15 protein-coding genes and 2 tRNA genes are annotated in these 16,194 nt (G+C 38.8%); 1 reads left to right on the plus strand and 16 read right to left on the minus strand.

Going from position 1 to position 16,194, the window contains the following annotated elements:
* Positions 1–23 precede the first annotated feature (23 nt).
* From MCQ_RS07250 to MCQ_RS07325, 16 genes are all read right to left on the minus strand, one after another.
* Positions 24–836 carry a biotin--[acetyl-CoA-carboxylase] ligase gene (locus tag MCQ_RS07250; protein WP_199805763.1) on the minus strand — a complete coding sequence of 271 codons (813 nt, stop codon included), beginning with the start codon at positions 834–836 and terminating at the stop codon, positions 24–26.
* Positions 836–2,290: an NADH-quinone oxidoreductase subunit NuoN gene (nuoN, locus tag MCQ_RS07255; RefSeq protein WP_006924496.1), complete on the minus strand. Its 1,455-nt coding sequence runs from the start codon at positions 2,288–2,290 to the stop codon at positions 836–838. The genes MCQ_RS07250 and nuoN overlap by 1 nt, the downstream gene beginning before the upstream one ends.
* Positions 2,291–2,308: 18 nt before the next feature.
* The gene (locus MCQ_RS07260) at positions 2,309–3,778 is read right to left on the minus strand and encodes an NADH-quinone oxidoreductase subunit M (protein ID WP_006924501.1); all 1,470 of its coding nucleotides are present in this window, start codon (positions 3,776–3,778) and stop codon (positions 2,309–2,311) included.
* Positions 3,778–5,742 (minus strand): NADH-quinone oxidoreductase subunit L, encoded by a 1,965-nt coding sequence (gene nuoL / locus MCQ_RS07265; protein ID WP_006924502.1) that lies wholly within the window; start codon positions 5,740–5,742, stop codon positions 3,778–3,780. Before nuoL ends, MCQ_RS07260 begins: the two co-directional genes overlap by 1 nt.
* 6 nt (positions 5,743–5,748) lie before the next feature.
* Positions 5,749–6,057: an NADH-quinone oxidoreductase subunit NuoK gene (gene nuoK / locus MCQ_RS07270; RefSeq protein ID WP_004860043.1), complete on the minus strand. Its 309-nt coding sequence runs from the start codon at positions 6,055–6,057 to the stop codon at positions 5,749–5,751.
* A gap of 9 nt (positions 6,058–6,066) precedes the next feature.
* Positions 6,067–6,687, minus strand: a complete 621-nt coding sequence (locus MCQ_RS07275) for an NADH-quinone oxidoreductase subunit J (RefSeq protein WP_006924507.1) — start codon at positions 6,685–6,687, stop codon at positions 6,067–6,069.
* Between the two features lie 95 nt (positions 6,688–6,782).
* The gene (gene nuoI, locus MCQ_RS07280; protein ID WP_006924508.1) at positions 6,783–7,274 is read right to left on the minus strand and encodes an NADH-quinone oxidoreductase subunit NuoI; all 492 of its coding nucleotides are present in this window, start codon (positions 7,272–7,274) and stop codon (positions 6,783–6,785) included.
* Between the two features lie 14 nt (positions 7,275–7,288).
* Complete coding sequence (gene nuoH, locus MCQ_RS07285) at positions 7,289–8,335, minus strand: NADH-quinone oxidoreductase subunit NuoH (RefSeq protein ID WP_006924509.1); 1,047 nt, start codon at positions 8,333–8,335, stop codon at positions 7,289–7,291.
* A 22-nt stretch (positions 8,336–8,357) separates the two neighbouring features.
* Positions 8,358–10,427, minus strand: coding sequence for an NADH-quinone oxidoreductase subunit NuoG (gene nuoG, locus MCQ_RS07290; RefSeq protein WP_006924510.1), 2,070 nt, complete (start codon positions 10,425–10,427; stop codon positions 8,358–8,360).
* A 65-nt stretch (positions 10,428–10,492) separates the two neighbouring features.
* Positions 10,493–11,800 carry an NADH-quinone oxidoreductase subunit NuoF gene (nuoF, locus tag MCQ_RS07295; RefSeq protein ID WP_006924511.1) on the minus strand — a complete coding sequence of 436 codons (1,308 nt, stop codon included), beginning with the start codon at positions 11,798–11,800 and terminating at the stop codon, positions 10,493–10,495.
* Positions 11,801–11,947: 147 nt separating this feature from the next.
* The gene (gene nuoE, locus MCQ_RS07300; protein ID WP_006924512.1) at positions 11,948–12,616 is read right to left on the minus strand and encodes an NADH-quinone oxidoreductase subunit NuoE; all 669 of its coding nucleotides are present in this window, start codon (positions 12,614–12,616) and stop codon (positions 11,948–11,950) included.
* Positions 12,616–13,806: an NADH-quinone oxidoreductase subunit D gene (locus MCQ_RS07305; RefSeq protein ID WP_006924513.1), complete on the minus strand. Its 1,191-nt coding sequence runs from the start codon at positions 13,804–13,806 to the stop codon at positions 12,616–12,618. The genes nuoE and MCQ_RS07305 overlap by 1 nt, the downstream gene beginning before the upstream one ends.
* Positions 13,807–13,933: 127 nt before the next feature.
* Positions 13,934–14,536, minus strand: coding sequence for an NADH-quinone oxidoreductase subunit C (locus MCQ_RS07310; RefSeq protein ID WP_006924515.1), 603 nt, complete (start codon positions 14,534–14,536; stop codon positions 13,934–13,936).
* 16 nt (positions 14,537–14,552) lie between these two features.
* On the minus strand, positions 14,553–15,131 hold the full coding sequence (locus MCQ_RS07315; RefSeq protein WP_006924519.1) for a NuoB/complex I 20 kDa subunit family protein: 579 nt from the start codon (positions 15,129–15,131) through the stop codon (positions 14,553–14,555).
* The gene (locus tag MCQ_RS07320) at positions 15,122–15,487 is read right to left on the minus strand and encodes an NADH-quinone oxidoreductase subunit A (RefSeq protein ID WP_006924522.1); all 366 of its coding nucleotides are present in this window, start codon (positions 15,485–15,487) and stop codon (positions 15,122–15,124) included. The genes MCQ_RS07315 and MCQ_RS07320 overlap by 10 nt, the downstream gene beginning before the upstream one ends.
* A gap of 296 nt (positions 15,488–15,783) precedes the next feature.
* Positions 15,784–15,860, minus strand: a tRNA-Asp gene (locus MCQ_RS07325).
* Between the two features lie 172 nt (positions 15,861–16,032).
* On the opposite strand from MCQ_RS07325, the gene MCQ_RS07330 reads away from it, so the two are divergent.
* Positions 16,033–16,108: transfer RNA gene (locus MCQ_RS07330), tRNA-Val, on the plus strand.
* Positions 16,109–16,194 lie beyond the last annotated feature (86 nt).

Genomic DNA, 16,194 nt, shown 5'->3' on the forward strand with positions numbered 1-16,194 from the left:
ATGGTGAAATAAAAATTTATCAATTAATAACGACCTGCATTAATAGAAGCAGCCGAACCAAAATGCACATCTCCAGCTGTTATAATTGCGTGCTGACCACTTTTTTGTTTTATGATGCAGTTAAAATCGTTATCAAGACCATCAAAAATACCTTCGATGATTTTTTCATCATTGATTATTTTAACATGCTGCCCAAGGTGAGCAGAGTATAAAAGCCATTTTTTGCGGATTACATCGCATCCTCCTGACTGCTTCCAAAGGAGATAATTTTTAGAAAAATATTCAGTTAAAACTGTAAATAACTGTTCTGCATCAACATGCAAACCGACATTTTTTAGGCTTGAAGTGGGATATGGTGCATCTTCATAGTTATATTTTACATTTATTCCAATACCAATAACCAATGCATATTGTTGTGATGGCAATTTGAATATCTCAAGCAAAATTCCAGAGCTTTTAGCGCCTCCTAGCAAAATATCATTTGGCCACTTTAAGCTAACGATACTGTTGGTTTGTTTTTCATCTTTTTTTATAAATTGTTTTACTGCTTCTACTACACTGACTCCAGCAACGAAACCAAGCTGAGCAGCAGTTTGATGAACAATATCATCAGTTAATAAAAGACTAGAATAAAGGTTCCCTTTCGGACTAGACCATTTTCTACCTCTTCTTGCTCTTCCCTGTGATTGTTCTTGTGCAACAACCCAGTGATAACCTTTATGACAAGTTTGTGCTTTTCGCTGTGCAACGAGATTTGTTGAATCAACAGTTCCGTAAGATTCAACAGTGTATCCTTGTTTTTGTGCAAAATCTGATAAGATATAAACCATATTTATTAAAACAATGCGGCTGCGGCTTTTTCTGCCAACTCAGCAAACCAAATTCCCAAAAGCGTATAAAACAAAATGAATAATGCAGAAAAACCAAGACAAAATTGAAGCTCATTGGACAAAGCAATAAAATGTACCTTTGCTTCATCGAACCACATAATTTTGATGACTCGCAAATAGTAAAAAGCTCCAACAACAGATGCTATCATACCAACGACAGCAAGTGGAGTAAGTCCAGCATGAACAGCGGCAGAAAATGTATACCACTTTCCAAAAAAACCAGCCATAGGGGGTATACTTGCTAAAGAAAAAAGCTGTATAGTCATCACAACAGCCATAAATGGATTTGTCTTTACCAACCCTGAAAGATCATAAATATTTTCAACATTTCCACCACTAGAGCGCATTCCAAGAATAAAGGCAAATGAACCAATCGTCATACTAAGATAAATGGTCATATAAAGAATAACGCTTTTTACCCCAAGCATATCTCCAGCAGCTAAACCAACAAGCGCATATCCCATATGACTAATTGATGAATAAGCCATTAAACGCTTAATATTGCTCTGGCCAATTGCAGCAAATGCACCGAGTATCATTGATGCAATTGCCATAAACACTAAAATTTGCTGCCATGCAGGCATAGAGCCATCGGAACTGCCTAGAGGAATGAAAGTCATAACAATAATACGAACAATTAAGGCCATTGCCGCAACTTTAGGAGCACCAGCAAAAAATGCCGCAATCGGTGTGGGAGCTCCCTCGTAAACATCAGGCGTCCACATATGAAATGGAACAGCAGAAATTTTGAAAGCCAAACCAGCCAAAATAAAGACAATTCCAAAGATAACACCCAGTTGTAAACTTTCACCTTTTAAAGCAACAGCAATTTCGCGAAAACCAATTTGACCAGTAAAACCATAAATCAAAGAAATACCATAAAGTAATAATCCTGAAGACAATGCTCCCAAAACAAAGTATTTTATACCAGCCTCAGAAGATTTTACATTATTACGATTAATCGCAGCTAAAACATATAAAGCCAAGGATTGTAGTTCTAATCCCATATAAAGTGACAGCATATTACCAGCCGAAATCATAAACATCATGCCAAGGGTTGCTAAAAGAACGAGCACTGGAAATTCAAATATATCAAACTTATGCGTACAGGTAAAATTGACAGACATAATAAGGGCAAAGAGAGCACCAATAAGCGTTAAAATTTTCATATAACGGCCGAAAGAATCAATAATAAGCGCATTGTTTTGAAATAAACCACCTTTCGGAAAAACAACGATAATAACAATGGCTGCAACAACAAGGGCAATGGCCAAACCAGTTACAGTTAAAAAGGAACGTGCATTGGAATAAACACCAATCAAAAGCAATACTATCGCCCCCAATGCTATTAAAATTTCTGGAAAAATTAACACTAATTGAGCTATTATTTCAGTTTGCATGAGCATTCTTCTCTTAATCTAGTGTAGTTTATTGATGAGGGCTTCTACAGAAAACGCCGTTGCTTTAAGAATAGATGTTGGATAGATACCAAAAAATATTGTAAGAATAACCATCGGATAAAGAATGATTTTCTCTCTTAAAGAGAGATCAAGAAGTACTTTCAAGTTCTCTTTATCCAAGGAACCAAAAACCACACGCCGATAAAGATAAAGTGCATAAGCAGCTGATAAAATAACACCGGTTGTAGCAAAAACGACAACCAATTTATTTACTTCAAAAACACCTATTAAGGTTAAAAATTCTCCCAAAAATCCTGAGCTGCCAGGTAAACCAACATTTGCCATCGTGAAGATCAAAAAAACAACAGCATATTTGGGCATGTTATTCACTAAACCACCAAAAGCTGAAATTTCACGTGTATGCAAACGATCGTAGATAACCCCGACACAAAGAAATAAAGCTGCTGAAACAATTCCATGCGATAGCATTTGATAAATAGCTCCTTGGATACTCTGTTCATTCGCAGCAAAAATGCCCATAGTCACATATCCCATATGTGCTATTGAGGAATAAGCAATAAGTTTCTTTATATCATTTTGAACAAGAGCAACTAGCGATGTATAAATAATCGCAATAAGCGATAATGTAAAAACCAAAGGAGCAAAATCAGCTGAGGCAAGTGGAAACATTGGCAAAGAAAAACGAAGAAAACCATAACCTCCTAACTTGAGTAATACACCGGCTAAAATAACAGAACCAGCTGTCGGTGCTTCTACGTGTGCATCAGGTAACCAAGTATGGACTGGCCACATAGGCATTTTAACCGCAAAAGAAGCAAAAAATGCAAGCCATAACCACATTTGCATATGTGCTGGAAATCGGTAAGTTAATAAAGTTGGTATATCGAGTGTTCCTGCTTCCCAATACATAACCATAATAGCAACCAGCATAAGCACTGAGCCAAGTAAAGTATAAAGAAAAAACTTCATACTCGCATAAACGCGACGTGCCCCACCCCAAACACCTATAATAATAAACATTGGAATAAGGCTACCTTCAAAAAAAACATAAAACAATATTGCATCAAGAGCACAAAAGACTCCAATAATCGCAACTTCAAGAAGCAGAAAAGCAATCATATAAGCTTTTAATCTATCTTTAATATTCTCCCAACTTGCTAAAATACAGAAAGGCAAAAGAAAAGCCGAAAGAACAACAAAAAGAATAGAAATACCATCAACCCCCATATGATAGCTAATCCCCCCTCCTAACCAATTGAATTTCTCAACCATTTGAAAATGAGCGTTTGTATGATCAAAACCAGCCCAAATAATTAGCGAAATAATGAAAACAAAAACACTTGTAAAAAATGCTACATTGCGGATATTATGTCGTGCTACTTCGCTATCGTCTTTGATAAATAAAATCAGAATCACACCAACAAGCGGTAAAAAGGTAACTGTAGAAAGAATAGGCCAATCAGTCATCAGTTTACACTCCCGATCATCATCCATGTGATAAGCGCGGCAATACCAATAAGCATTGCAAATGCATAATGATAAAGATAGCCTGTCTGCATCCGAACAACTCTATTTGTAATATCAACAACACGTGCGGCAATACCATTTGGACCTAAACCATCAATAATCGTGCCATCACCCACTTTCCAAAGAAAGAAACCAATTCTTAAAGCAGAACGAACAAACAAAAAGTGATATAATTGATCGAAATACCATTTTTGGTAAAGAAATTGATGCACTCTAGGCATAACCCCAGCCAATTTCTTTGGAAGAGAAGGTATAGAAATATAGAATAAATAGGCTAACATAAGCCCGAGAACCATTGCTATAAATGGTGACCATTTTACCCAAGTGAATACATTATGCGCATCGTGAAGAATATGATTATGGCTATTTGTAAATAACGCCCCCTTCCAAAAAGCATCATACAAATCACCAAAAAAATAAGGTTGGAAAATGAAACCCGCAAATATTGCTCCAATAGATAAAATAAAGAGTGGAATCAACATGACTGGTGGAGATTCATGCACATGGTGCATAACATCAACAGTTGCCCGTGGTTTACCATGAAATGTCATAAATATAAGCCGCCACGAATAAAAACTTGTTAATAAAGCTGAAAAAACAAGAAGCCAAAAAGCATATCCCGAAGCAATATTATGCGATGCAAAAGAAGCTTCTATAATCGCATCTTTCGAGAAAAAACCCGCTGTGCCGAAAAGTGTTCCAGGAATTCCAACACCAGTCAATGCAATCGTTCCTATGATCATCATCCAATAAGTTGCTTGTATATGTTTACGCAATCCCCCCATTTTTCGCATGTCTTGTTCATCAGATACTGCATGTATCACGGAACCTGCACCAAGAAATAATAAAGCCTTAAAAAAAGCATGGGTAAAGAGATGGAAAATAGCCGCTCCATAAGCTCCAACACCTAATGCAACAAACATATAACCAAGTTGCGAACATGTAGAATAAGCAATAACACGCTTAATATCATTTTGCACTAACCCGACAGTTGCTGCAAAAAAAGCAGTTGTTGCTCCAACAATAATAATGATTGTCAAAGCAGTTGAAGAAAGTTCAAAAATTGGTGACATCCGCGCAACCATAAAGACGCCAGCAGTTACCATTGTTGCTGCATGAATAAGTGCTGATACAGGTGTCGGTCCCTCCATTGCATCAGGGAGCCATGTATGTAAAAGAAATTGCGCTGATTTCCCCATAGCACCAATAAATAACAAACAGCATGTAACAGTAATGGCTGTCTGTCCATCAAGATGCCAATTGCCAAACGTCACACTTTGTACAAAATTATTGTCAGCAGCTTTTGCAAAAATAGAAGCAAAATCAACAGATTGAAATAAAACAAAAATACTAAAAATTCCTAAGAGAAAGCCAAAGTCTCCAACACGATTAACCACAAAAGCCTTCATTGCCGCTCTGTTCGCAGAATCTCGTTGAAACCAAAAACCAATGAGCAAATAAGAAGCAAGCCCCACACCTTCCCATCCAAAAAACATCTGAATCAAATTATTGGATGTCACCAACATAAGCATCATAAATGTAAATAAAGAAAGATAAGAAAAAAAACGAGATCTTGAAGGATCATGGTGCATATAACCAATTGAATAAATATGCACTAATGCCGAAACACTGTTTACAACAACAAGCATAACAACTGTTAATGTGTCAACATGCAAAGCCCAATCAAAAGTTAATCCATCGACGGTAAGCCAATGTAATACCAATGCATCAACTGTTGGAGCATGACCAAGTGCAATACTGAAAAAGGCTACCCACGACAATATGGCGACAATCACCATAAAGCTACATGTTACCAATTCACTCGCTCGATCTCCTATGGTTTTTCCACCTAGTGCAGCAATTAAAAAGCCCAAAAGTGGAAGAAAGACGATCGTATAATACATCACTGGTCAGCCTTTCATTACATTAACATCTTCAACCGCAATAGAACCACGATTACGGAAAAAAACCACAAGAATTGCTAAACCAATTGCCGCTTCAGCAGCTGCTACTGTTAAAATAAATAAAGCAAATATCTGACCAACAAGATCATGAAGAAACGCTGAAAATGCAACAAAATTGAGATTAACTGAAAGCAATATAAGCTCAATAGACATCAAGATAATAATCACATTTTTTCTGTTGAGAAAAATTCCAGCAATACCAATTGTAAACATTAGAGCAGAAACAATCAGATAATGAGTGATATCAATGTGCATGCCCCCCCCTTAAACACCCTTACCTGATTCAACTTTTTTGATTTCAATTGCATCTTCTACTGTTCTAGAAACTTGCACTGCAATAGACTGTCGCTTTACACCTGATTTATGACGAAGTGTCAAAACAATAGCACCAATCATCGCAACCAATAAAATTATTCCAGCAATTTGAAAGTAGAAAACATAATCCGTGTAAAGGATATCGCCTAACGCCTGTGTATTTGTCCGCAGCGCTAAATCTGGCATTGGTTGCATAATATGTGATCTAAGAATTGGAGAAAAATGGCTGCTAACAAAAACAACCATCAATTCTACGGCAACAACAACTCCAATAAAAACTCCAATAGGAGCGTACTGAAGTGCACCACTTTTTAACTCAGCAAAATCAACGTCAAGCATCATAACCACAAATAAAAACAAAACAGCAACAGCCCCAACATAAACAACGAGCAGAATAAGCCCTAAAAATTCTGCTCCTGCAAGCAAAAACAAAGCAGAAGCATTAAAAAATGCCAATATTAAAAACAAGACTGAATGCACTGGATTGCGCGCTGTAATAACAACAACCGCACTCGCAAGCATAATAAAAGCAAACAAATAGAAAAATGCCGCCGCTAGATCTGTTAGCATAGGCTTCTCCTCAACTCATCAAACAATTGGTATAAGACTTATACCAGATTACAATTTACCGGAAAAATTATCCGACACTTCATTCAACGATACATTTAACGATAAGGTGCATCGATCAATATATTCCGAGCGATTTCTCGCTCCCAGCGATCTCCATTCAATAAAAGCTTTTCTTTATCATAATAAAGTTCTTCACGTGTTTCCGTGGCAAACTCAAAATTAGGACCTTCGACAATGGCTTCAACCGGACATGCTTCTTGACAAAAACCGCAGTAAATACATTTAACCATATCTATATCATAACGGACAGTTCTACGCGTACCGTCATTGCGCCGTGGTCCTGCTTCAATTGTAATAGCTTGAGCAGGACAAATTGCTTCACACAATTTACACGCAATACACCGTTCTTCACCATTTGGATAGCGACGTAGCGCATGCTCACCACGAAAACGCTGAGAAACAACCCCCTTCTCATAAGGATAATTGATCGTAGGTTTTGGTGAAAAAAACTGACGCATTGCCAAGAAAAAAGCACTCACAAATTCCAATAAAAGGAGTGATTTTGCTGCTTGAATAAGACCTGACATATAAAGACCTCCTCTTAAGCAAAACCATTATATTTTAAGAAAGCAGCAGTTATTACAACCATCGCCAATGAAAGAGGAAGAAATATCTTCCAACCAAGTCGCATTAACTGATCATAGCGATAGCGCGGAACAAATGCTTTAACCATAGCAAACCAAAAAAACACAAAACAAACCTTTAGAACAAACCAAATAATGCCAGGAACCCAATTAAGCCACGAAACATCCAAGGGAGGCAACCAACCGCCTAAGAATAAAATGGTTGTTAATGCACACATTAAAACAATAGCAACATATTCACCAAGGAAAAAAAGCATGTAAGGTGTTGAAGAATACTCAACCATATGACCAGCTACAAGTTCTGATTCAGCTTCGACTAAGTCAAAAGGAGGACGATTTGTCTCCGCCAGTGCAGAAATAAAAAATATAATAAACATTGGGAAAAGCACTAACCAATTCCAATCAAGAAAACTGTTAAAAGGAAGACCAAGATTCGTACCAATGCCATGACTTTGTTTATGAACAATTGTTGTAAGATCCAATGAACCACTCACTAAAATGACGGTTACAAGCACAAACCCAATTGAAACCTCGTAAGAGACCATCTGTGCAGCCGAACGAAGAGCTCCTAAGAAAGGATATTTTGAATTGGACGCCCACCCACCCATAATAACGCCATAAACCTCAAGAGATGAAATGGCTAAGATATAAAGCAAGCCAACATTAATTTTCGCAACTTCCCAGCCTTCATTAACTGGAATAACAGCCCACGTGGATAAAGCAAGTGTAGCAGATACAAAAGGCGCCAAAAGAAAAACACCTTTATTAGCGCCAGCAGGGATAATAGGCTCTTTAACAACAAATTTAATTAAATCCGCAAAAGATTGTAATAATCCCCATGGACCAACAACATTCGGACCACGACGTAATTGCACAGCTGCCCAAATTTTTCTATCTGCATAAAGAAGATAAGCAACTAAAACAAGAAGAACAACTAAAAGGAGAAGTGTTTTTCCAACTATAATGAGTAATGGCGACAGCCAGGTCATAAAGAAATCATACATCATTATTCCTTTCCCTCTGCCTTTACTCTACAGCTTTCGTAGCACGACTCTTTGCGAGAGATGAGCATTCAGCCATAACTGCAGAAGCACGTGCTATCGGATTTGTCAAATAAAAATCTTTAATCATAGAAGTAAATGCTTGAGTTTCGAGAATAATCATTTGTGAACCAAGTGCTTTAAGATCATTTATATTCGAAGGTGCTATATCATCAATGGCACAAAGGTGTGGATAATCATTAAACAAGCTCTGCCTTAATTGAGAAAGTGAATCAAAAGGGAGCTTCCGTCCTAAAACATCAGATAAAGCACGCAAAATAGCCCAATCTTCTTTTGCTTCACCTGGGGCAAAACCAGCCCGATTTGTCATTTGAACACGTCCTTCTGTATTCACATAAAGTCCTGATTTTTCAGTGTAAGCTGATGCTGGCAAAATAACATCAGCGGCATGTGCCCCATTATCACCATGGCTACCAATATAAATTGTAAAAGCTTTTGTATTGGCTAACTCTACTTCATCAGCACCAAGCAAAAATAAAACTTCACAGGTTTTAATAATATGCGCAATCCCAAGCTCGGAAGTAAAGCCAATATCCAATCCTCCAACAGTTGATGCAGCATTGTGAAGAACACCAAACCCATTCCATTCCTCGCTAAGAGCTCCAATACTATCAGCTAATTTCGCAAGGTTTTTTAAAACAGACAAACCTGCTTTACCTGAAAGAGCGCCCTCCCCGATAAGAATAAGTGGCCTCTCGGCTTTTTTTAACACATTAAAAAAAGCATCCTCTCCACGAACAAGTGCACTCAATGCATCAGTACCAGATCCAAGATAAGAATAAGGATAACGTAAATCGACCTTTTCTCCAATTAATGCAATGGGAAACCGTCCCACCCGTTGGCGCTTTAAAATACGTGCATTTAAAACAGCGGCTTCATGACGCGGATTAGATCCCACGATAAGCAGTGCATCAGCCTGTTCAATACCTGCAATCGTTGGATTAAAAATATAACTCGAACGTCCCAACTCAGGAGATAAAACCATCCCCCTTTGACGACAATCAAATATCTTTGAATCCAATGAAAGCAGCAATGTTTTAAGTGCGTACATTTCCTCAACAGAGGCAAGATCTCCAGCAATAGCCCCAATTTTTTCTGGCAAGGCTTGAGAAATTACCATTTTAATTTTTGCAAAAGCTTCTGTCCAACTTACAGGTTGAAGCTTTCCATCTTTGCGCACATATGGCTTATCAAGCCGCTGAGTCCGTAATCCATCCCAAATAAAACGCGTCTTATCAGAAATCCATTCCTCATTTACATCTTCATTAGTACGCGGCATAATCCGCATAACTTCACGACCACGGCTATCAATGCGGATAGCACTGCCAACAGCATCCATCACATCAATTGATTCTGTTTTAACCAGTTCCCATGGACGTGCATGAAATGCATAAGGTTTTGAAGTTAAAGCCCCGACTGGACAAAGATCAATAACATTACCCTGTAACTCAGATGTCATTGCTTTTTCAAGATATGTCGTAATTTCAGCATCTTCACCACGACCTATCAAACCAAGCTCAGAAATACCCGCCACTTCCGTCGTAAAACGAACACAACGTGTGCAATGAATACACCGTGTCATAACAGTTTTCACAAGTGGTCCAATATATTTATCTTCTACAGCACGTTTATTTTCTGCATAACGAGAACAATCACGCCCATAAAGCATTGCTTGATCTTGAAGATCGCATTCTCCCCCTTGATCACAGACAGGACAGTCCAAAGGATGATTGATAAGGAGAAATTCCATAACACCTTCACGTGCTTTTTTAACCATCGCAGTATTGGTAAAAATTTCAGGTACCTCACCATTAGGCCCTAGCCGTAAATCGCGAACCCCCATAGCACAAGAGGCCTGAGGTTTTGGAGGCCCCCCCTTAACCTCAACCAAGCACATGCGGCAATTTCCAGCAATTGATAAAGATTCATGAAAACAAAAACGAGGAACTTCAGCACCAGCCGCCTCAGCAGCTTGAAGCAACGTATAATAATCAGGGACTTCAATCTCTTTACCATCAACTTTGATATTTATCATCACTCATCCAGCCTGCGGATAATCCACTTAAAACTTGCATTCTGTTGCTCTTAGAACAAAATCTTCTATCCCACTGCTTCCAAAGCCATATTTTTGCTTTGGACTACATTTCGCGTATAATCATCAATTCTACGCTCAATTTCTGGACGAAAATTACGTATCAATCCCTGCACAGGCCACGCAGCAGCATCACCAAGCGCACAAATAGTGTGCCCTTCAACTTGTTTAGACACTTCAAACAAAAGATCAACCTCACGTTTTTGTGCTCTTCCCTCAACCATACGCCCTAAAAGACGCATCATCCAACCCGTGCCTTCACGACACGGTGTACACTGACCACAACTCTCATGCTTGAAAAAAGCCGCTATACGCCAAATTGCCTTGATAATATCGGTCGATTTATCCATAACAATCATACCACCTGTGCCAAAAGAAGATCCGACATCTCGCATACCATCAAAATCCATGACTGCATCAATCATATCTTCACCACGAACCACTGGGCAAGAAGCACCTCCTGGAATAACTGCCAAAAGATTATTCCATCCACCACGAATACCACCCGTATGTTTTTCAATTAATTCACGGAATGAAACACCCAGAGCATCTTCAAATGTACAAGGTGCATTAACATGCCCAGAAACCATAAACAGTTTCGTTCCAACATTATTGGCACGTCCAATCGATGAAAACCACGAAGCACCCCGACGCAAAATTGTTGGAACAACAGCAATAGATTCTACATTATTTACTGTTGTTGGGCAGCCATAAATCCCCATATTTGCAGGAAATGGTGGCTTAAGACGAGGCTGTCCTTTTTTGCCTTCAAGACTTTCCAGAAGAGCTGTTTCTTCGCCACAAATATAGGCACCAGCACCATGATGAATAATAATATCACAAGCATGTCCATATTTCGTTTTTTTGCCAAGTAAACCTGCTTCATAACATTCATCAACGGCAGCTTGAAGTGCTTCACGCTCACGAATATATTCACCACGAATATAGATAAAAGCAACATTTGCCCCCATGGCAAAAGTAGCAATTGCACATCCTTCAATCAAAGTATGGGGGTCATGCCGCAAAATATCACGGTCTTTACATGTTCCCGGCTCTGATTCATCTGCATTTACAACCAAATAATGAGGTCGACCATCACTCTGTTTTGGCATAAAAGACCACTTCATTCCTGTAGGAAAACCAGCACCACCACGTCCACGCAAACCCGATGCCTTCACCTCATCAATGATCCAATCACGACCTTTGTCGATAATCGATTTAATGCCATCCCAATGCCCACGCAACATCGCAGCCTTTAATGATTTATCTTTTAAGCCATAAAGATTGGTGAAAATGCGATCTTTATCAGCTAGCATACCCCACCCTTTTTTCTTTTTTCCTTAGCATTCTTAGCTTTTCCTCAAATGCAATTTTAAAACATCTTGTCAAGATTTCTTACTTTTCGTTAAATGTTGCCATAGTGCGTAGAATAATAAAAGATCTTCATCAAGAAAAAATACTTATTATGTTTTCATTCTTTCCTTATCTTTTTTTAAAGATTTGAGGGATTTTTTTTCTTTCTCATCATCAAGGAGAGAAGTTAAACCACTAATCGGTTCCGATGATTTACGACTACTTTGCGGACCAACCGCTATTTCAGAACCTTTACCTGCTTCAAATGCATCAATAATTTCTTCAAGACGCTCAGCTGTAAGATCTTCATAAGTATCTTTAAAAATCATAACCATCGGAGCATTCACACAAGCACCAAGACACTCTACCTCTTCCCATGATAAAGTTCCATCCTGATTGGTAACAAAAGGCTCATGGTGAATTTTTTTCTGACAAACTTTAATCAATTCACCAGAACCACGTAACATACAAGGAGTCGTACCACAAACCTGAACATGTGCCTTTGTTCCAACTGGCTTGAGCTGAAACTGAGTGTAAAAAGTCGCAACTTCTAGAACACGAATATAAGCCATAGAAAGAATCTGAGCGATATGCTCAATTGCAGCACGTGTCACCCAACCATCTTGCTCTTGAGCACGCATTAATAATGGAATTACAGCAGACTGCTCACGCCCCGCAGGATATTTTTTTATGGTATTTTTTGCCCATATCTGATTTTCTTTTGTAAAAGAAAACTCTGCGGGCTGATAAACATCATCGGCAAGACGGCGCACGGACATTAGCGATCAACCTCTCCAAAAACAATATCAATCGAACCTAAAATAGCTGTAGCATCCGCCAGCATATGACCTCGGGTTAAAAAATCCATGGCTTGAAGATGAGCAAAGCCAGGAGCACGTAATTTAACACGATAAGGTTTATTGGTTCCATCAGAAATGAGATAGACGCCAAACTCACCTTTTGGGGCTTCCACAGCAACGTATACTTCACCTGGGGGAGTATGAAAACCTTCCGTATAAAGCTTAAAATGATGAATGAGCGCTTCCATTGAACTTTTCATTTCGCACCGCTTTGGAGGCACAATTTTGCGATCCAAACTTGAAACCGGTCCATTTTTTTCAGTACTCAATAAACGATCCACACATTGGCGCATAATTTTTGCTGATTGACGCATTTCTTCCATACGAATAAGATAACGATCATAACAATCGCTATTCTTACCTACAGGAATATCAAATTCCATTTCATCATAACATTCGTAAGGTTGGCTTTTACGTAAATCCCATGGCACCCCAGCTCCACGAATCATGACACCAGAAAAGCCACGTGCCCAAGCTTCATCAATACTTACCACGCCAATATCGACATTACGCTGCTTAAAAATCCGATTGGGCGTTACAAGCGCATCGAGTCTACCAAGAGAAACAAGAAAGGGATCAATAAAATTACCAATATCCTCAATTAAAGATTCTGGTAAATCCTGATGCACACCACCAGGACGAAAATAATTTGCATGAAGACGTGCACCACATGCACGCTCATAAAAAATCATTAACCTTTCACGTTGCTCAAACCCCCAAAGCGGCGGTGTCAAAGCACCGACATCCATTGCTTGTGTTGTTACATTGAGTAAATGATTAAGAATGCGCCCAATTTCTGAAAACAAAACACGTATTAACTGCCCTCGTTTGGGAATCTCGACACCCAATAATTTTTCAATGGCAAGTACAAAAGCATGCTCCTGATTCATAGGAGCAACATAATCTAAACGATCTAGATAAGGACCTGCCTGTAGATAAGTCTTGGTCTCCATTAATTTTTCGGTACCGCGATGTAATAGCCCAATATGTGGATCTACACGTTCAACAACCTCACCGTCCAGCTCCAGAACCATGCGCAAAACGCCATGCGCTGCAGGATGCTGCGGACCAAAATTGATATTAAAGTTTCGAACATTGACCTCAGCCACAATTAACCCCTTGCTAAAAAAAAACTTTATATCAAATTTTAATAAAAACTCTTATCATATTAAAATAATTGGTTATTTAAGAATTTCATTGCTCTAAATCCATACGTTATCAGCTCTAATATCATTTTTAACCATCTGCTTTTTCATCACAGGGTAAAATATATTGAGCACCCTCCCAAGGAGAAAGAAAATCAAAATTACGCATTTCTTGTCGCAAAACAACAGGCTCATAAATCACCCTCTTTGCTTCATTATCATAACGACATTCGACAAATCCAGTAACAGGAAAATCTTTGCGCAAAGGATGCCCTTCAAAGCCATAATCAGTTAAGATTCGCCTTAAATCCGGATGACCTGAAAATAAAATTCCATACATATCGTACGTCTCACGCTCATACCACTCTGCTCCAGGATAAATAGAGCAAGCGGAAGCAACGGGAGTATTTTCATCAGTCCGCACTTTAACACGCAACCGTAAATTATGACGGGGAGATAATAATTGGTAACTGACATCAAAACGTTTATCACGCGAAGGATAATCAACACCACTAATGTCGGTAATATTAATAAACTGACAGCGAGAATCATCACGAACAAACACTAAGACATCCGCAATTGCATCAAGACGCGAAACAATAGTCAACTCGCCAAATGCAAGAACGGCTTCTTCAAGCTTATCTCCTAATTTGTTTTTCAAATAGGCAGCAAGTTCTCCTAATGTTTCACTCATAAACAACAAAAGCTCCCTATCGCTCTATTGATCCGGTACGACGAATTTTCTTTTGCAACAATAATATACCATATAGCAATGCTTCTGCCGTAGGGGGACACCCTGGAACATAAATATCCACAGGTACAATACGGTCACACCCGCGAACAACTGAATAAGAATAATGATAATATCCACCCCCGTTCGCACATGATCCCATAGAAATCACATAACGGGGTTCTGGCATCTGATCATAAACTTTTCTTAATGCAGGTGCCATTTTATTTGTTAAAGTACCAGCGACTACCATTACATCGGACTGACGAGGTGAAGCACGCGGCGCATATCCAAAACGCTCATTGTCATAATGTGGCATTGAACATTGCATCATTTCGATCGCACAACAAGCCAAACCAAAACTCATCCACATCAAAGAACCAGTACGCGCCCAAGTAATCAAAGCATCGGCAGAAGTAACTAAAAAGCCTTTATCCGATAATTCAGCATTAATATCACGGAAAAAATTATCGTCAGAACTTATCAACTCACCGGTATTGGGATCAATAATCCCTTTTTGGGGAGCAGCAAACATTGAATCGCTAGATATCAATCCCATTCAAGAGCTCCTTTTTTCCATTCATATATAAACCCAACAGTCAAAAGTGCTAAGAATATAATCATTGACCAAAAACCGAATACACCTATCGAGCCAAATGAGACTGCCCAAGGGAAAAGAAATGCAACTTCAAGATCAAAAATAATAAACAAAATCGATACCAAATAAAAACGAATATCAAACTTCATACGTGCATCGTTAAACGAATTAAATCCACATTCATAAGCCGATAATTTTTCAGGATCGGGAGAACGATAAGCCACAATGTAAGGCATAATTAAAAGAACGCCAGCAATAATTGCTGAAACAATAATAAAGATTAAGACAGGCAAATAAGAACTCAATAAATCAGTCATAATCCTCTCCCACCTTAATGAAATGCCTGAATAACATAACCAGTTAACACTAGTTAGATCAAACAAACAAACCGCAATAACCGTTCTGTTAATTCTATCCTACTGCTTCAAGAGCATGTCAGATTATATTTTCCTTATCGGCATAGGTAACGCAGAGCAAAGAAAGACGCAAGTCCTATCCCCAATAAACCAAACTACAAGAACAGAATTCAAGCTAATACTTTGAACAACTATATGCCCTGCAAATTAACACGTCTATACCCGAAGAAACGGAAGTTCCAGGAATAAACTTAAAATGGCGCGAGTGACGGGGCTCGAACCCGCGACCTCCGGCGTGACAGGCCAGCACTCTAACCAACTGAGCTACACCCGCGCATCCTTTGCACCAAATGAATTAGTACAAGCGGTCGTGTAAGCGGTTCATGCGTTTATGTCAAGAAGTCTTATGCATTTTTTTAAAAAAATCATAAAACAACATCTTTATTCTTGCGTTTGGAAAAATTTTTCCTTAATAGAGTGCCCATTCAGTTGCTGATCATCATATTGGGCGATTAGCTCAGCTGGTAGAGCGCCTCGTTTACACCGAGGATGTCGGGAGTTCGAGTCTCTCATCGCCCACCATCTAGTTTTATGTTACGAATAACTTATTGATTTTCCATATGTTTTTTAAGGTGAGGGATGTGTGAATAAAAGTGAGGGAATAGGAT

This window comes from Candidatus Bartonella washoeensis Sb944nv (assembly GCF_000278135.1).
Lineage (GTDB): Bacteria > Pseudomonadota > Alphaproteobacteria > Rhizobiales > Rhizobiaceae > Bartonella > Bartonella washoeensis.